Origin of the sequence: Aquipseudomonas guryensis (assembly GCF_014164785.1) — a bacterium.
Lineage (GTDB): Bacteria > Pseudomonadota > Gammaproteobacteria > Pseudomonadales > Pseudomonadaceae > Aquipseudomonas > Aquipseudomonas guryensis.
Window position 1 is genome coordinate 79,298 of sequence record NZ_JACJFN010000003.1, and the last position, 18,507, is coordinate 97,804.

Here is an 18,507-nt window from a genome sequence, read left to right on the forward strand (position 1 = left end):
TCCATAAGCAAAGGGCAGCTTGCGCTGCCCTTTTACCATTCCCGGCTTAGCCGCGGAACTCGGCACGGCCTTTATAAGGAGCCTTACCGCCCAACTGCTCTTCGATACGCAGCAGCTGGTTGTACTTGGACACGCGATCGGAACGGCACAGGGAGCCGGTCTTGATCTGGCCGGCAGCAGTGCCCACAGCCAGGTCGGCGATGGTGCTGTCCTCGGTTTCACCCGAACGGTGCGAGATCACCGCGGTGTAGCCGGCAGCCTTGGCCATCTGGATGGCTTCCAGGGTTTCGGTCAGCGAGCCGATCTGGTTGAACTTGATCAGGATCGAGTTGCCGATCGACTCGTCGATGCCGCGCTTGAGGATCTTGGTGTTGGTGACGAACAGATCGTCGCCAACCAGCTGGACTTTCTCGCCGATCTTGTCGGTCAGCACTTTCCAGCCAGCCCAGTCAGACTCGTCCATGCCATCTTCGATGGAAATGATCGGGTAGCGCTGGGTCAGGCCGGCCAGGTAGTCGGCGAAACCTTCGGCACTGAATACCTTGCCCTCGCCAGCCAGGTCGTACTGGCCATTTTCGAAGAACTCGGAAGAAGCGCAGTCCAGAGCCAGGGTCACGTCGCTGCCCAGCTTGTAACCGGCGTTGGCCACGGCTTCGGCGATCGCAGCCAGAGCGTCTTCGTTGGAGGCCAGGTTCGGCGCGAAGCCGCCTTCATCACCGACGGAAGTGCTCAGGCCACGGGCTTTCAGCACGGCTTTCAGGTGATGGAAGATCTCGGTGCCCATGCGCAGTGCGTCGGAGAAGGTCTTGGCGCCAACCGGCTGCACCATGAACTCCTGGATATCGACGTTGTTGTCGGCATGCTCGCCGCCGTTGATGATGTTCATCATCGGTACCGGCATCGAGTAGACGCCCGGGGTGCCGTTGAGGTCGGCGATGTGCGCGTACAGCGGCACGCCCTTGGCCTGGGCGGCAGCCTTGGCGGCGGCCAGGGACACGGCGAGGATGGCGTTGGCGCCCAGCTTGCCTTTGTTCTCGGTGCCATCGAGGTCGATCATAGCCAGGTCGAGGGCTTTCTGCTCGCGAGCATCTTTGCCCAGCAGCAGGTCACGGATCGGGCCGTTGATGTTGGCCACGGCCTTGAGCACGCCCTTGCCCAGGTAACGGCTCTTGTCGCCATCACGCAGTTCCAGCGCTTCGCGCGAACCGGTGGAAGCACCGGACGGCGCACAGGCGCTGCCGATGATGCCGTTTTCGAGGATTACATCGGCTTCTACGGTGGGGTTGCCACGGGAGTCGAGAACCTCACGGCCCTTGATGTCGACGATCTTTGCCATTCTTGTCAGCTCCAACAGTTGAAATACGCGATCCGTAAACGAAACTCAGGCAGTTTCGATCGGCGCAAAACTCTTGATCAGATCATCCAGCTGCTTGAGCTGGGTGAGGAAGGGTTCCAGCTTGTCCAGACGCAGGGCACAAGGACCGTCGCACTTGGCGTTATCCGGATCCGGGTGAGCCTCGAGGAACAGGCCGGCCAGCCCTTGGCTCATACCGGCCTTGGCCAGGTCGGTGACCTGGGCACGGCGGCCACCGGCGGAATCGGCGCGCCCGCCTGGCATCTGCAGGGCATGGGTGACGTCGAAGAACACCGGGTAGTTGAACTGCTTCATGATGCCGAAGCCGAGCATATCCACCACCAGGTTGTTGTAACCGAAGGAGGAGCCACGCTCGCAGAGGATCAACTGGTCGTTGCCGGCCTCCTCGCACTTCTTGAGGATGTGCTTCATCTCCTGCGGGGCGAGGAACTGGGCCTTCTTGATATTGATCACCGCGCCGGTCTTGGCCATGGCCACCACCAGGTCGGTCTGCCGCGAGAGGAAGGCCGGCAGCTGGATGATGTCGCATACCTCGGCCACCGGGGCGGCCTGATAAGGCTCGTGGACATCGGTGATCACCGGCACGCCGAAGGTCTTCTTCACTTCCTCGAAGATCTTCATGCCCTCTTCCAGGCCAGGGCCGCGGAAGGAGGTGATCGAGGAGCGGTTGGCCTTGTCGAAGCTGGCTTTGAACACGTAGGGGATGCCGAGCTTCTCGGTAACCCGTACATATTCTTCGCAGGCCTTCATTGCCAGGTCACGCGATTCCATGACGTTGATGCCGCCGAACAGCACGAACGGCTTGTCGTTGGCGATCTCGATGCCGCCGACCTTGATGATCTTCTGGGTCATGTCCTTTGCCTTATGCCTTGCCGGCCTGCTTCAGTGCGGCCTTGACGAAACCGCTGAACAACGGGTGGCCATCACGCGGGGTGGAGGTGAATTCCGGGTGGAACTGGCAGGCGACGAACCACGGATGATCCGGCGCCTCGACCACTTCAACCAGGGCGCCGTCGGCAGAGCGACCGGTGACTTTCAGACCGGCCTGCAGCAGTTGCGGCAGCAGGTTGTTGTTCACTTCGTAACGATGGCGATGGCGCTCGACGATCACGTCCTTGCCGTAGCACTCACGCACATTGGAGCCGGCCTGCAGCTGGCAGTCCTGGGCGCCCAGACGCATGGTGCCGCCCAGGTCGGAGGCATCGGTACGGACTTCGGTGGCGCCGGTGGCGTCTTGCCATTCGGTGATCAGACCAACCACCGGGTGCGCGCCGTTCTGGTCGAACTCGGTGGAGTTGGCGTCTTTCCAGCCCAGCACGTTGCGGGCGAACTCGATCACCGCGACCTGCATACCGAGGCAGATGCCCAGGTACGGGATCTTGTTCTCGCGAGCGTACTGCACGGTGGTGATCTTGCCTTCCACGCCACGCAGACCGAAGCCGCCGGGCACCAGGATGGCATCGACACCTTCGAGCAGGCTGGTGCCTTTGTTCTCGATGTCTTCGGAGTCGATATAGCGCAGGTTGACCTTGGTGCGGTTCTGGATGCCGGCATGGCTCATCGCTTCGATCAGCGACTTGTAGGCATCCAGCAGCTCCATGTACTTGCCGACCATGGCGATGGTGACTTCCTTCTCCGGGTTCAGCTTGGCATCCACCACGCGATCCCACTCGGAGAGGTCGGCCGGATTGCATTGCAGGCCGAAGCGCTCGACGACGAAGTCGTCCAGGCCCTGGGCGTGCAGCACGGACGGAATCTTGTAGATGGTGTCGACGTCTTCCAGACCGATCACCGCACGCTCTTCGACGTTGGTGAACAGGGCGATCTTACGCCGCGAGGACTGGTCGACTTCATGGTCGGAGCGGCAGATCAGCACGTCCGGCTGCAGGCCGATGGAGCGCAGTTCCTTGACCGAGTGCTGGGTCGGCTTGGTCTTGGTCTCGCCCGCGGTGGCAATGTACGGCACCAGGGTCAGGTGCATCAGCATGGCGCGCTTGGCGCCCACTTCCACGCGCAGCTGGCGAATCGCCTCGAGGAACGGTTGCGACTCGATGTCGCCGACCGTACCGCCGATCTCGACCATAGCCACGTCGGCATCGCCAGCACCCTTGATGATGCGGCGCTTGATCTCGTCGGTGATGTGCGGGATGACCTGGATGGTCGCGCCCAGGTAATCACCACGGCGCTCCTTGCGCAGTACGTCTTCGTAGACGCGGCCGGTGGTGAAGTTGTTGTTCTGGGTCATGGTGGTGCGGATGAACCGCTCGTAGTGGCCCAGATCGAGGTCGGTCTCGGCGCCGTCGTGGGTGACGAACACCTCACCATGCTGGAACGGGCTCATGGTGCCCGGATCCACGTTGATATAGGGATCCAGCTTGAGCATGGTGACCTTCAGGCCCCGCGCCTCCAGGATGGCTGCCAGTGAAGCCGAAGCGATGCCTTTCCCCAATGAAGAAACAACACCACCCGTGACGAAGATGTAGCGCGTCATGAAAAATCCTAGAAGTCTGCGTTCAAGCGGTCAGCGCCGCCGGGGTGAAAGCGCAGGCCGGCACTCTTGGCCAACCTGAAATAAGCAAGCTTCCGCGGGCTCCGGGGAACTCGCAGAAAGCAGTAACAAGACGGGAGCGTAGTCTACCGGAAAGGCCCTTTCAGCTCAAACCTTGCTCGCTCGTCGGCGGTTGCCAGGACAATTGCCACTCGCCCCACTGCGAACCGTCCAGGCCAGGCAGGTTGGCCACGCCCAGCAGCTCCTCGCCGCGATACAGCAGCGGCAATCGGCCGCGGACAAAAGCCGGCACGCCGCGCTCGTTGAGCAGACGTTTCAGATCGCGATGGCCACGCCCCGGCAGCGCCAGTACTTCTCCCCCTACGCGGTAGCGCACCTGCAACGCGCCCACGGGGTATTCGCCGCGCAAATGGAGCCGACCATTGCCCGGCAATTGCAGCGACTGCGCCGGTTCAGACCAGGCTGCGGGGGATGACGGCATGCGCAGCCAATCGCCCGCCAGCCACCACAACCGTTCGTCGGCCCGCCTCAGCTCACCCGCCGCCAGACGCCAGACCGGCGCACTGCCGATTGCCGCATCACGCAGATCCTGCCAGCCCTGCCAGTGCTCGCTATCCGGCAGCGCTGTGCGTGGCGCCAGCCAGTGCCGCAGCGCATTGCGCTGGCGTGCTGCCGACAACTGACGCAGCGGTTCGAGCGCCAGCGAAGGCAGCCCCAGCCAGGCATATTCCGACGGGCACGCAGCAGCAGCCAGGTCCAGTTCAGCCAACTCATCGAGCAGGCCCTGTGCTTCGCGCATGTGCTCGGCACTGCGTGCCAGGTTTTGCCCAGCCTGCGGCCAGTGGCGCGCCAGCAGGGGCAGTACTTCCGTGCGCAGGAAGTTACGCGCGAACCGCGTATCGATATTGGACGGATCCTCGACCCAGCTCAGCGCATGCTGCAGCGCATAAGCCTCGAGCTCACTGCGCGAAACCGCCAGCAATGGGCGCAGCAGCAGGCCATGGCCGAGCGCCCGCTGCACCGGCATGGCCGCCAGACCGCGCACGCCGGCACCACGCAACAGGCGAAACAGCAAGGTTTCGGCCTGATCGTCGCGATGCTGGCCGGTCAGCAACAGTTCGCCAGCCCCCAGACAGCGCTCGAATGCGCCATAGCGCGCCTCACGCGCTGCCCGCTCAAGGCTGGCACCTGCGTCGACCTGCACATACTCGATCCGCAACGGCACGTCCAACCCATCGCACAACTGCTGACAGTGCTGCGGCCAGGTATCGGCAACCGCCTGCAAGCCATGGTGCACATGAATGGCCGAGAGCGGCGGCAAGGCCTGGTGCACGCGCAGACGCGCCAGCAGGTGTAGCAGCACACTGGAGTCCAGGCCACCGGACAGCGCCACCCGCCAGGCTGGGGCCGCCAGCCAGGGGCGCAGGGTTTCGAGCAGGCGGTTTTCGAGAGCGATCATCGGTCTAGATTAAACAACAACGGGCCCGAAGGCCCGTTGTGCGTGCAGCAGGATGATCAGGCGATGCCGTAGCTCATCAGACGCTGGTAACGACGCTCCAACAGCTTGTCGTTATCGAGCTTCTTCAGGCCCTTGAGCTGCGACAGCAGCTCCTTGCGAATGCTCGCCGCCGCCAGAGCAGGGTCACGGTGGGCGCCGCCCAATGGCTCGGCGATCACCTTGTCGACGATGCCCAGACCTTTCAGGCGATCGGCAGTGATGCCCATGGCCTCGGCCGCATCCGGCGCCTTCTCCGAGGTTTTCCACAGGATCGAGGCGCAGCCTTCCGGCGAGATCACCGAGTAGGTGGAGTACTGCAGCATGTTCAACTGGTCGCAGACACCGATGGCCAACGCGCCGCCGGAACCGCCTTCGCCGATCACGGTGGCGATGATCGGGGTTTTCAGGCGCGACATCACGCGCAGGTTCCAGGCGATGGCCTCGCTCTGGTTGCGCTCTTCGGCGTCGATACCCGGATAAGCACCGGGCGTATCGATAAAGGTCAGGATCGGCAGCTTGAAGCGCTCGGCCATTTCCATCAGGCGGCAGGCCTTACGGTAGCCTTCCGGGCGCGGCATGCCGAAGTTGCGGCGCACCTTCTCGCGCACCTCGCGGCCCTTCTGGTGACCGATCACCATCACCGGCTGGTCATCCAGGCGGGCAACACCACCGACCAGGGCGGCATCGTCGGAGAAGTGCCGATCGCCATGCAGCTCGTCGAACTCGGTGAAGATGTGCTCGATGTAGTCGAGGGTATAAGGACGGTGCGGGTGGCGCGACAGCTTGGAGATCTGCCAGCTGCTGAGGTTACTGAAGATGCTCTCGGTCAGCGTATTGCTCTTGTCCTGAAGGCGGGCAATCTCGTCGCTGATGTTCAGCGCATTGTCGTTACCGACCAGGCGCAACTCTTCGATCTTGGCTTGCAGGTCGGCGATCGGCTGTTCGAAGTCGAGAAAGTTCGGGTTCATAGGCGTCCGTCTTGCATCGGCGGCCGAATGGCCGGGCGGCTGGTTCCATCTGGCGCATTACCTTAAGGGATAAGGCGCCTGGGGTCGAGACCGAGAAGGCAGGCCTGTGGCCCGCCACTCAGCGGTATTGGAGGAAGACGTTGTCTTTGCCGAACTGGTCACGCAGGCTCTGGATCAGACCATCGGCCGGATCGATGCGCCACTGCTCGCCAAACTGCAACACGGCCTTGGCGTCGCTGCCACTGTAATCTAGGGTCAGCGGGCAGGCGCCGCGGTACTTGCCGAGCAACTCGCCCAACCAGCGCAGGCGATCACCCTGCAGCGCCTCGCGCCCTACACGCAGGCGCAGGCTTTCCGCCAGGCCGGTACGCGCCTCTTCCAGGCTCATCACGCGTTTGGCGCGCAGGCGCAGGCCGCCGGAGAAGTCGTCATTGCTCACTTCGCCCTCGACCACCACCAGCGCATCGCTCTGCAGCAGCGCCTGGTTGCTGGCGAAGGCATCGGCGAACAGCGAGGCCTCGATCCGCCCGGAGCGGTCGTCGAGGGTGATGAAGCCCATCTTGTCGCCCTTCTTGTTCTTCATCACCCGCAGGTTGACGATCAGACCGGCGATGGTCTGGCTCTCGCGCGCCGGACGCAGGTCGATGATGCGCTGACGGGCGAAGCGGCGCACTTCACCTTCGTATTCGTCGATCGGGTGACCGGTGAGGTACAGACCGAGTGTGTCCTTCTCGCCCTTCAGGCGCTCCTTCAGCGACAGCTCGCGAGCGTTGCGATGGTTGACGTAGACGTCCGCCTCGGGCTCGGAGAACAAGCCGCCGAACAGGTCGGCATGCCCGCTGTCATGGCTGCGCGCCGCCTGCTCGGCTGCCTGCACCGCCTCTTCCATGGCCGCCAGCAGCACCGCACGGTTGCGGTCGATGCCGGCCTGGTAGGCCTTGAGTTCGTCAGCGAAGTAAGGCCCCAGGCGATCCAGCGCGCCGCCACGGATCAATGCTTCCAGGGTGCGCTTGTTGATGCGCTTGAGGTCGACCCGCGAGCAGAAGTCGAACAGGTCCTTGAACGGCCCATCCTGGCGCGACTCGACGATAGCCTCCACCGGCCCCTCGCCCACGCCCTTGATAGCACCCAGGCCGTAGACGATGCGCCCGTCGTCATCGACAGTGAACTTAAACTCGGAATTGTTCACATCCGGGGCGAGGATGCGCAGCTTCATGCTGCGGCACTCCTCGATCAGGGTCACAACCTTCTCGGTGTTGTGCATATCCGCCGAGAGCACTGCCGCCATGAACGGCGACGGGAAATGCGCCTTGAGCCAGGCGGTCTGGTAGGAGACCAGGCCATAGGCGGCCGAGTGAGATTTGTTGAAGCCGTAACCGGCGAACTTTTCCACCAGGTCGAAGATGTTGCCCGCCAGCTCAGCGTCGATGCCGTTATTGGCGCAGCCTTCGATGAAACCGCCGCGCTGCTTGGCCATCTCCTCGGGCTTCTTCTTACCCATGGCACGACGCAGCATGTCCGCACCGCCGAGGGTGTAGCCGGCCATGACCTGAGCGATCTGCATCACCTGTTCCTGGTACAGGATGATGCCGTAGGTGGGCTTGAGCACCGGCTCCAGGCCCGCGTACTGGTAGTCCGGGTGCGGGTAGGACAGCTGCTCACGGCCGTGCTTGCGGTTGATGAAGTCGTCCACCATGCCTGACTGCAACGGACCGGGACGGAACAGCGCCACCAGGGCGATCATGTCTTCCAGGCAGTCCGGCTTGAGCTTCTTGATCAGCTCCTTCATGCCGCGCGATTCAAGCTGGAACACCGCAGTGGTCTCGGCCTTCTGCAGCATGTCGTAGGTTTTCTTGTCATCCAGCGGGATGAAGTCGATGTTCACATCCGGCAGGCCCTTCTTCGCCTGCTCGCGATTGATCGTCTCCATTGCCCACTTGATGATGGTCAGGGTGCGCAGGCCGAGGAAGTCGAACTTGACCAGGCCGGCCGCCTCCACGTCGTCCTTGTCGAACTGGGTGACCAGGCCGCCGCCCTCTTCATCGCAGGCGATCGGCGAGAAGTCGGTGAGCTTGGTCGGTGCGATCACCACACCGCCGGCGTGCTTGCCGGTACCACGGCAGATGCCCTCGAGCTTGAGCGACATCTCCCAGATTTCCGCCGCCTCCTCGTCGACCTTGAGGAAGTCGCGCAGCGGCTCCTCCATCTCGTAGGCCTTCTCCAGGGTCATACCGACCTCGAAGGGGATCATCTTCGACAGGCGGTCGGCCAGGCCGTAGGACTTGCCCTGCACCCGCGCCACGTCGCGCACCACAGCCTTGGCCGCCATGGTGCCGAAGGTGATGATCTGGCTCACCGCGTTACGGCCGTACTTCTCGGCCACGTAGTCGATCACCCGGTCGCGGCCGTCCATGCAGAAGTCGACGTCGAAGTCGGGCATGGAAACGCGTTCGGGGTTGAGGAAGCGTTCGAACAGCAGGTCGTAGGCCAGCGGGTCGAGATCGGTGATCTTCTGCACGTAGGCCACCAGCGAACCGGCACCCGAACCGCGGCCCGGGCCGACCGGCACGCCGTTGCTCTTGGCCCACTGGATGAAGTCCATCACGATCAGAAAGTAACCGGGGAAGCCCATCTGGATGATGATATCCAGCTCGAAATTCAGCCGGTCGATATAGACCTGCTTCTTCGCCTCGTAGTCGGGAGTGTCCTTGGGCAGCAGCACTTGCAGCCGCTCTTCCAGGCCGTCGAAGGAGACCTTGCGGAAGTACTCGTCGATGGTCATGCCATCCGGCACCGGGAAGTCCGGCAGGAAATATTTGCCCAGCTGCACTTCGATGTTGCAGCGCTTGGCGATTTCGACGGTATTTTCCAGCGCCTCGGGGATGTCGCTGAACAGCTCGGCCATCTCGGCCGGGGTCTTCAGGTACTGCTGGTCGGAATAGGTACGCGGCCGGCGCGGATCATCCAGGGTGCGGCTCTCGCCGATGCACACGCGGGTTTCGTGGGCCTCGAAGTCGCCCTGCTTGAGGAAGCGCACATCGTTGGTCGCCACCAGCGCCGCACCGCAGCGAGCGGCCAGGGCCACGGCGGCATGCACGTGTTCCTCGTCGTTGATGCGGTTGCAGCGGTGCAGTTCGAGGTAGAAACGCTCGGGGAATACCGCCTGCCATTCGCCCAGCAGCGCCTCGGCACGCGCCTGCTCGCCTGCCAGCAAAGCATGCCCGATCTCGCCGTCGCGGGCACCGGACAGGGCGATCAGACCTTCGGCCGCTTCCTTGACCCAGTCACGCTGGATGATTACCAGGTCGTTGCTCTGCCCATCACTCCAGCCACGGGAAACCAGTTCGGTGAGGTTGCGATAGCCCTTGGCATTCATCGCCAGCAGGGTCATGCGCGTCAGCGGGCCATCTTCCTGATCGCTGGCAAGCCAGATATCGGCGCCGCAGATCGGCTTGATACCGGCGCCCATGGCCGCCTTGTAGAACTTCACCAGCGAGCACATGTTGCTCTGGTCGGTCACCGCCACTGCCGGCATGCCGGCACCAGCCACCGCCTTGACCAGGGGTTTGACCCGGACCAGGCCATCGACCAGGGAAAACTCGGTATGCAGGCGCAGATGGACGAAGGTGGTGGTCATGACGATCCTGTACAGAACACAAAAACAATAAGGCCCGGATTGTACCGGGCCTGCACTCAAACGACAGCTTGAGACTGTCGCTAGTCGATACCTTCAAGCACATTGCGCACCGGTGCGAAGGAGCGCCGATGGATCGGCGTGGCCCCCAGGCGCTTGAGCGCTTCCAGGTGCACGGGCGTGGGGTAGCCCTTGTGCCCGCCGATGCCATAACCGGGATAAAGGGCTTCCAGCGCTTGCATCTCGCGATCACGACTGACCTTGGCCAGGATCGAGGCGGCGGCGATGGCCGGTACCTGGCTGTCACCCTTGACCACCGGCGCGCTGGGCACCGCCAGTTTCGGGCAGCGGTTGCCGTCGATCAACGCCAGGCGCGGCGTCACGCTGAGCCCTTCCACCGCGCGCTGCATGGCCAGCATGGTGGCGTGCAGGATATTCAGACGGTCGATCTCCTCCACCTCGGCGCGGGCAATGCACCAGGCCAGGGCTTTCTCGCAGATTTCGTCGAACAGCTTCTCGCGGCGCGCTTCGCTGAGTTTTTTCGAGTCATTGAGACCCAGGATCGGCCGCGCCGGATCGAGGATCACCGCAGCAGTGACCACCGGACCACAGAGCGGACCACGGCCGACTTCGTCGACCCCGGCAACCAGCTCCTCGACCAAAGTGAAATCCAACCCCATCTGCATCAGGCCAGCCCCGCCAGCTTGAGCACCGCATCGGCGGCCTGCTCGGAGGCATCGTGACGCAAAGCGCGATGAATCACATCGAAGCCTTCGGTTTGCACCGCGCCGTCATCCAGCAACGGCGCCAGAGTCTGCGCCAGCGCATCCGGAGTGGCGGCATCCTGAATCAGCTCCGGCACCAGCAGGCGCTCGGCCAGCAGGTTGGGCAGCGAGATATAAGGACTGGTCACCAGGCGCTTGAGGATGCGATAGGTCAGCGGCGCCACCTTGTAGGCCACCACCATCGGCCGCTTGTACAGCAGCGCTTCGAGGGTCGCCGTACCGGAAGCGATCAGCACGGCATCACAGGCCGCCAAGGCTTCATGGGACTGACCGTCGAGCAACAACAACGGCAGATCGCGGTTACCCAGCAGTTCTTCCAGTTGCACACGTCGCTCACGACTGGCGCAGGGCAGGACGAAGCGCACGCCCGGGCGCAGAGCGCGCAGACGCTCGGCCGCATCGAGGAACAAGGCACCCAGGCGCGCCACCTCGCCACCACGACTGCCCGGCAACAGGGCAACTACCGCAACATCTCGATCCAACCCCAAGACGTCGCGCGCCGCCGCACGGTCGGCCTGCATGGGAATGGTATTGGCCAGTGGATGCCCGACAAAACGCACCGGCACCTGGTGATCGAGGTAGAAACGCGCCTCGAAGGGGAATAGGGTCAGCATCAGGTCGCAGGCTTCACGAATCTTCAACACGCGCTTCTGCCGCCAGGCCCAGACCGACGGGCTGACGTAATGCACGGTCTTGATCCCGGCCTGGCGCAGCTTGAGTTCGAGGGTCAGGTTGAAGTCCGGCGCATCGATGCCGATGAACACATCCGGCTTGGCCTCGATCAGCGTACGAATCAGGCGTTTGCGCCGGGCCAGCAACTCAGGCAGGCGGCCGAGCACCTCGACTAGGCCCATCACCGCCAAGCGCTCCATGGGGAAGTAGGAAGCCAGACCTTCGGCCTCCATGCGTGGCCCACCGATGCCGATGAATTCGACCTGCGGATGCTGGCGCTTGAGCGCCTGCATCAGGCCGGCGCCGAGAATATCGCCAGAGGCCTCGCCGGCCACCAACGCTATGCGAAGAGGACGTGTCATGACTTAGCGGGTGATGCCGCGGGTCGAAGCCTGGATGGAGTCGCGGAATACCGCCACTTCCGGAAATTGCGCGGAGGACTCGGCCAGCTCGGCGAGCGCCTGCTCGACGGTCAATCCCTGGCGATACACCACCTTGTAGGCACGGCGCAGTGCGGCGATGGCTTCGGCGCTGAAACCACGCCGACGCATGCCTTCGAAGTTCATGCTGCGCGCCTCGGCCGGGTTGCCAAACACGGTGACGTAGGCCGGTACATCCTTGCCGATCGCCGTGCCCATGCCGGAAAAGCTGTGCGCGCCAATGCGGCAGAACTGATGGACCAGGGTGAAGCCGGAGAGGATTGCCCAGTCATCCATCTTCACGTGGCCGGCCAGGGCGGTGTTGTTGACCAGGATGCAGTGATTGCCGATCACGCTGTCGTGACCGATATGCACATAGGCCATCAGTAGGTTGTGATCGCCGATGGTGGTTTCCGAGCGATCCTGCACGGTACCGCGGTGAATGGTGACACCTTCGCGAATCACGTTGTGGTCACCGATCACCAGGCGAGTCGGCTCACCGTTGTACTTCAGGTCAGGGGTGTCTTCACCCACCGAGGAAAACTGGTAGATGCGGTTGTGCTTACCAATCTGGGTCGGGCCCTTGATGATCACATGGGGGCCGACCACGGTACCCTCGCCTATTTCCACATCGGGTCCAATGATCGACCAGGGGCCGACCTGAACGTCATCCGCCAGCTTGGCCGACGGATCGATGATGGCACGAGGGTCAATCAAACTCATAGTTTGCGTTCCGCACAGATGATTTCTGCCGAGCAGACTTCCTTGCCATCGACGCTGGCCTTGCACTCGAACTTCCAGATGCTGCGCTTGTTGCTCAGGTACTTGGCTTCGAGCATCAACTGATCACCCGGTACCACTGGCTGACGAAAGCGTAGCTTGTCGGAGCCGACAAAGTAATACAGGGTGCCATCGGAGGGTTTCAGATCCATCATCTTGAAACCGAGAATCCCGGCGGCCTGGGCCATTGCCTCGATGATCAGCACACCCGGCATGATCGGATGCTCGGGGAAATGCCCGTTGAAAAACGGCTCATTGATGCTGACATTCTTGTAAGCACGAATGCTCTTGCCCTCGAGATCCAGCTCTGCAACCCGGTCCACCAACAGGAACGGGTAACGGTGCGGCAAGTATTCGCGAATCTGGTTGATGTCCATCATGTACGGAAAGCCTGTTCTAAAGAATGGGGACGTGCGTCAGACGCGGGTCAGGCATCTGATGAGGCATCGGCGCCCGGGGTCACGGCAGCCAGGCGCTTTTCCATGTCGCGCAGGCGTCGTGCCATATCGTCCAACTGGCGAATGCGCGCAGCGCTCTTCTTCCAGTCGGCCGCAGTTTGCATCGCAGTACCTGAGGAGTAGGCCCCAGGTTCGGTAATCGAACGGGTGACCATGGTCATACCGGTGACGAACACGTTGTCGCACACCTCGATGTGCCCAACCATGCCCACGCCACCGGCAATCATGCAGTTCTTACCGATCTTGGTGCTGCCGGAAATTCCCGCACAACCAGCCATGGCCGTGTTGTCACCGATCTGCACGTTGTGCGCGATCATGATCTGGTTATCCAGCTTGACCCCGTTACCGATCAGGGTATCGGCCAGGGCGCCGCGGTCGATGGTGGTGTTGGCACCGATCTCAACATCGTCACCCAGGGTCACGCCACCGATCTGCGCGATCTTCTGCCAGACACCCTTTTCGTTGGCGAAGCCGAAGCCCTCGCCACCGAGCACGGCGCCGGACTGAATGACCACACGCTTGCCGATGTGCACGTCGTGATACAGGGTCACGCGCGGCGCAAGCCAGCCATGCTCGCCGATAGAGCTGCGCGCACCAATCACGCAATGCGCGCCGATGGTCACGCCAGCGCCGATCTGCGCCGCGCTTTCGATCACCGCATAGGCGCCGATACTGGCGCTCGCGTCGACCTGAGCATCGGCAGCCACTATGGCTGTCGGATGAATCCCGGCAGCGGCAACGGGCTTGCGATCGAACAGATGAGACAGCTGGGCATAAGCCAGATAGGGATTGGCAACCACCAGAGCATCACCCGCGAAGCCATCGGCATCCGCCTCGGTGAGCAATACGGCGCCGGCCTGCGTATCGGCCAGAAATTTGCGGTACTGGGCATTGGCCAGAAAGCTGAGTTGCTCGGAACCGGCATCCTGCAAGGACGCCAGGCCACGAATCGGCTTGTCGGCAGCGCCACGCAAGGTGGCGCCCAGCTGCTCGGCCAGCTGACCGAGGGTAAACGACACTGCGCTCATGATCAGCGCAGCTTGTTCATGCGCTCGATGACCTGACGGGTAATGTCGAGCTGCGGCTTGACGTCGATTACCGCACCACGCTCCAGCACCAGGTCAAAATTGCCGCCCTTGATCACTTCTTCGACTGCCTTGTCCAGCTTCGGCTTGAGCTGCTTGAGCATGTCGCGATCGGAGATGGCCTTGGCTTCGTTGAGCTCCTTGGACTGGAACTGGAAGTCACGGGCTTTTTGCTTGAACTCGAGCTCCAGGCGCTCACGCTCGGCTTGCTGCATACGCTCGCCTTCTTTGACCAGGCGATCCTGAATACGCTTGGCGTCGGTTTCCAGCTGCTTAAGCTTGTTCAGTTGCGGACCGAATTTCTTCTCGGCATCCACGGCGTATTTCTTCGCAGCGTCAGACTCAAGCAGGGCCATTTGGTAATTCAGTACTGCCACCTTCATCTCGGCAAACGCCGGAGTCGCCACCAGGGCCATGGTGATCAGAACCAGTTGAGTCAACTTACGCACGATGCACTCCTGCAACAAACACTGTTGTCATTTATCAAGCAATTAGAAAGTCTGGCCAAGAGAGAACTGGAAGACCTGGGTGTCGGCATCGTCCGGTTTCTTGATCGGTGCTGCCAGGCTGAAACTTAGTGGGCCCAGGGCAGTAATCCAGGTCAGACCCACACCCACGGAACTGGCCAGCTCGCCAAGATCCAGGTCGCAGGTGCTGCCATTCTGCTTCTGGGTCTTGGAACAATTGGTGTCGTACACGTTACCCACGTCCCAGAACAGCGCGGTACGCAGGGAGCGCTGATCCTTGACGAACGGCAGCGGGAAGAGCATTTCCACGCCACCCTGGATCAGCACGTTGCCACCGAAGGGCAGCGGATCCTGATCGTCGGTATAGCGACCGTCGACACCAGGGCCAGCACCTTCGCCACCCGGCAACGGGTTGCCATTGGCATCTCGAGCCACGCTTGGGGTACTGCGCGGGCCCAGGCTGCTGTCTTCGAAACCACGTACCGAGTTGAAACCACCGGCGAAGTAGTTTTCGTAGAACGGCAGGTCAGACGTGGAGCCGTAGCTGTCGCCATAACCCAGTTCGGTGTGGAAGCGCAGGGTGTAATTCTCGGTCACCGGCTTGAACAGCTGGCCGCGGTAGTCGATCTTGAAGAACGACAAGTCGCTACCCGGAATAGTGGTCTCCAGCACCAGACTCTGCGAGTGGCCACGGTTGGCCATCACGCCACGGTTCAGAGTCGACTCAGACCAACCGATCGAACCTTTCAGGTTGAGGTAGTCATCCCCTTCTTCCTCGAGGAAGTCGAGAATCTCGTCCACGGTGTAGTCACCGGTATCGATGCTGTCCTGCTGAATGGTCAGGCCATAGGTCAGGCGCGAGGTCTCGCTGATCGGGTAGCCGATGCTGACGCCGGCACCATAGCTGTCCACCGCATAGCTGGATACGTCGACATCCAGATCGTCATAGTCAGTGGTGCGGTAGAAGGCGTTGTAACCCAGGCTGACACCATCGGCGGTCCAGTAGGGATCGACGAAGCCGAAGCTGTAACTGGTCTGGTATTCGCTGCGGGTCAGACCGACGCTAACCTTGTTACCGGTGCCGAGGAAGTTGTTCTGGCTGATCGAGCCACCGAGGATCAGGCCGGCGTTCTGGGCAAAGCCGACGCTGGCGGTGATCGAACCGGAAGCCTGTTCTTCGACGCTGTAGTTGACGTCAACCTGATCGTCGGTACCCGGAACCTGCGGGGTCTCGACGTTGACTTCCTTGAAGTAGCCCAAGCGCTCGAGGCGGGTCTTGGACTGATCAATCAGGTAGGTCGACGCCCAGCCACCTTCCATCTGGCGCATTTCGCGGCGCAGTACTTCGTCTTCGGTCTTGGTGTTGCCGCGGAAGTTGATGCGATTAACGTAAGCGCGCTTGCCCGGATCAACCACGAAGGTGATGGCAACGGTCTTGTCTTCATCGTTGGGCTGCGGCACACCGTTGACGTTGGCGAAGGTATAGCCTTCGTTGCCCAGGCGACGGGTGATCAGCTCGGAGGTGGTGGTCATCACTTTGCGCGAGAACACCTGACCCTGTTTGACCAACAGCAGCTTCTCGATTTCTTCCTGCGGCACTTTCAGGTCGCCGGACAGTTTGACTTCGCTGACGCTGTACTTCTCGCCTTCTTCGACGTTGACCGTGACGTAGACGTGCTTCTTGTCAGGCGTAATGGATACCTGAGTAGAAGAGATATCCATGTTGATATACCCGCGATCCAGATAGTAGGAGCGCAGACGCTCCAGGTCACCGGAGAGCTTTTCGCGGGCGTACTTGTCATCGTTCCTGAAGAAGGACAGCCAGTTAGTGGTCTTCAGCTCGAACAGACCAACCAGATCTTCGTCCGGGAATACGCTGTTACCCACCACGTTGATGTGCTGGATGGCGGCAACCGAACCTTCATTGATATCGATCTTCAGCGCCACGCGGTTGCGTGGCTGCGGAATGACTTCAGCCTCGATGGTCGCCGAGTAACGCCCCTGAGCCACGTACTGGCGCAGCAACTCGTTACGTACACCTTCAAGGGTGGCGCGCTGGAAGATTTCGCCTTCCGCCAGGCCAGACTGCTGCAGCCCTTTCATCAGGTCTTCGGTGGTGATCGCCTTGTTGCCTTCGATCTCGATACCGGAGATGGACGGGCGCTCTACCACATTGATAACCAGCACATCGCCTTCGCGACCCAGCTGGATATCCTGGAAGAAACCGGTCTTGAACAGGGAGCGAGTGGCTTCAACCAGACGATTATCGTCCGCCTGCTCACCTACGTTGAGCGGCAGAGCGCCGAACAGGCTGCCAGCGGAAACCCGCTGCAAGCCGTTGACGCGAATATCTGAGATGGTGAAGGACTCGGCGTGAACTTCGGCGATCATCAATGCGGCGAGCACCGCAGGTAGCAGCAGACGTTTCATGAAGTCCTTTCTTATTCCAACTGGCAATAAAGAAACTGCCGCGATACGCGGCAGCTTCACAATTCAGCGATTTGTTACAGGCGACCCAAGTCGTTGATCAGGGCCAGCAACATCACCCCAAGCACCAGACTGATGCCGATCTGCATTCCCCAACCCTGCACCCGTTCGGAGAGTGGACGCCCGCGCACCCATTCCACCAGGTAAAACAGCAGATGCCCCCCATCCAGCACGGGGATGGGCAACAGGTTGAGAACCCCCAAACTAATGCTCAGCAGGGACAGGAAATAAAGAAAATCCCCCACTCCCGACTGGGCTGAAGCGCCCGCCACTTTAGCAATGGTTATCGGCCCACTCAAGTTTTTTACCGAGAGCTCGCCGACCAGCATTTTCCTGACCGAATCGAAGGTCAGCAGGGTCATGTGCCAAGTCCGCCGCAGCCCCTCGACCGCGCCATCCAAAGGCCCGTAGCGCACCTCGCGGAGCATTTCTGCCGGCCACTCGACGGAGCCGACGCCCACCCCGAGATAGCCGCCACGCGAATCACCCTCGCCACGCACCCCCAGGTTGGCGGATAACTCCAGCCTCTCCCCCGCACGCTCGACAACCAGCGTGACCTGTTTGGCCGGCAATTCACGCAGCACATCGAGCACCTGCTGCCAGTCTTCGATACGCTGCTCACCGATCGCCAGCAAACGATCGCCCAGACGCACACCGGCGGCATGGGCCGGACCATCGGGATCGATTTCCTTCAATATCGGCGCGATATTCGGGCGCCACGGCTGAATACCCAGGGAGCGCAGCGGATCAGGCTCATCCGCCCCCTTCTGCCAATCACGCAGAATCACCTGGCGGGTACTTTGCGCCGTAGAGCCAGGTTCCTGCAGCAGTAACTCCAGCGTGCCGCTCTCACCGAGACGACGTACCAGCTGCAGATTGACCGCCCCCCAACCCTGGGTCAGCTCACCATCCACCGCCAGAATTTCCTGCCCCGGCAACAGACCAGCGGCCGCGGCCAGGCTATCCGGCTGCACGCTACCGATGACCGGCTTGATCTGCTGACTGCCCAGCATGGCCAGTAGCCAGAAGAACAGAATGGCCAGAAGGAAGTTGGCGATCGGCCCGGCTGCAACAATGGCGATGCGCTGCTGCACCGGCTTGCGATTGAAGGACTGCTCGAGCTGATCGGCAGGCACATCACCCTCACGCTCATCGAGCATTTTCACGTAGCCACCCAGCGGAATGGCAGCAACGACGAACTCGGTACCCTGGCGATCATGCCAGCGCAGCAGCGGGCTACCGAAACCCACGGAAAAACGCAGAACCTTGACCCCGCAGCGACGGGCCACCCAGAAATGGCCGAACTCGTGGATCGTGACCAGCACCCCGAGGGCGATCAGGGTGCCAAAAATCATGTACAACGCGCTCAT

At 61.8% G+C, this 18,507-nt stretch carries 14 protein-coding genes; all 14 read right to left on the reverse strand.

What is annotated here, in order from left to right:
• Window positions 1-46 precede the first annotated feature (46 nt).
• Entirely contained in the window at window positions 47-1,336 is a 1,290-nt protein-coding gene (eno, locus tag H3H45_RS12030; RefSeq protein WP_182833990.1) for a phosphopyruvate hydratase, read from the reverse strand.
• A gap of 45 nt (window positions 1,337-1,381) precedes the next feature.
• Window positions 1,382-2,227: a 3-deoxy-8-phosphooctulonate synthase gene (gene kdsA, locus H3H45_RS12035; protein WP_182833991.1), complete on the reverse strand. Its 846-nt coding sequence runs from the start codon at window positions 2,225-2,227 to the stop codon at window positions 1,382-1,384.
• Between the two features lie 10 nt (window positions 2,228-2,237).
• On the reverse strand, window positions 2,238-3,866 hold the full coding sequence (locus H3H45_RS12040) for a CTP synthase (protein WP_182833992.1): 1,629 nt from the start codon (window positions 3,864-3,866) through the stop codon (window positions 2,238-2,240).
• A 160-nt stretch (window positions 3,867-4,026) separates the two neighbouring features.
• Entirely contained in the window at window positions 4,027-5,343 is a 1,317-nt protein-coding gene (tilS, locus tag H3H45_RS12045; RefSeq protein ID WP_182833993.1) for a tRNA lysidine(34) synthetase TilS, read from the reverse strand.
• A 56-nt stretch (window positions 5,344-5,399) separates the two neighbouring features.
• Window positions 5,400-6,350, reverse strand: a complete 951-nt coding sequence (gene accA / locus H3H45_RS12050; protein ID WP_182833994.1) for an acetyl-CoA carboxylase carboxyl transferase subunit alpha — start codon at window positions 6,348-6,350, stop codon at window positions 5,400-5,402.
• A gap of 118 nt (window positions 6,351-6,468) precedes the next feature.
• Entirely contained in the window at window positions 6,469-9,987 is a 3,519-nt protein-coding gene (dnaE, locus tag H3H45_RS12055) for a DNA polymerase III subunit alpha (protein ID WP_182833995.1), read from the reverse strand.
• An 80-nt stretch (window positions 9,988-10,067) separates the two neighbouring features.
• The gene (gene rnhB, locus H3H45_RS12060) at window positions 10,068-10,670 is read right to left on the reverse strand and encodes a ribonuclease HII (protein ID WP_182833996.1); all 603 of its coding nucleotides are present in this window, start codon (window positions 10,668-10,670) and stop codon (window positions 10,068-10,070) included.
• Window positions 10,670-11,803, reverse strand: a complete 1,134-nt coding sequence (lpxB, locus tag H3H45_RS12065) for a lipid-A-disaccharide synthase (protein WP_182833997.1) — start codon at window positions 11,801-11,803, stop codon at window positions 10,670-10,672. The genes rnhB and lpxB overlap by 1 nt, the downstream gene beginning before the upstream one ends.
• Window positions 11,804-11,806: 3 nt before the next feature.
• Window positions 11,807-12,583, reverse strand: coding sequence for an acyl-ACP--UDP-N-acetylglucosamine O-acyltransferase (lpxA, locus tag H3H45_RS12070; protein ID WP_182833998.1), 777 nt, complete (start codon window positions 12,581-12,583; stop codon window positions 11,807-11,809).
• Window positions 12,580-13,020 (reverse strand): 3-hydroxyacyl-ACP dehydratase FabZ, encoded by a 441-nt coding sequence (gene fabZ / locus H3H45_RS12075; protein WP_182833999.1) that lies wholly within the window; start codon window positions 13,018-13,020, stop codon window positions 12,580-12,582. Before fabZ ends, lpxA begins: the two co-directional genes overlap by 4 nt.
• 47 nt (window positions 13,021-13,067) lie before the next feature.
• A complete protein-coding gene (gene lpxD / locus H3H45_RS12080) occupies window positions 13,068-14,129 on the reverse strand; it encodes a UDP-3-O-(3-hydroxymyristoyl)glucosamine N-acyltransferase (protein ID WP_182834538.1) in 1,062 nt (353 codons plus the stop codon).
• The gene (locus H3H45_RS12085; RefSeq protein WP_173204193.1) at window positions 14,129-14,632 is read right to left on the reverse strand and encodes an OmpH family outer membrane protein; all 504 of its coding nucleotides are present in this window, start codon (window positions 14,630-14,632) and stop codon (window positions 14,129-14,131) included. Before H3H45_RS12085 ends, lpxD begins: the two co-directional genes overlap by 1 nt.
• A 42-nt stretch (window positions 14,633-14,674) precedes the next feature.
• Window positions 14,675-17,080: an outer membrane protein assembly factor BamA gene (gene bamA / locus H3H45_RS12090; protein ID WP_182834000.1), complete on the reverse strand. Its 2,406-nt coding sequence runs from the start codon at window positions 17,078-17,080 to the stop codon at window positions 14,675-14,677.
• Between the two features lie 74 nt (window positions 17,081-17,154).
• Window positions 17,155-18,507 (reverse strand): RIP metalloprotease RseP, encoded by a 1,353-nt coding sequence (gene rseP / locus H3H45_RS12095; protein WP_182834001.1) that lies wholly within the window; start codon window positions 18,505-18,507, stop codon window positions 17,155-17,157.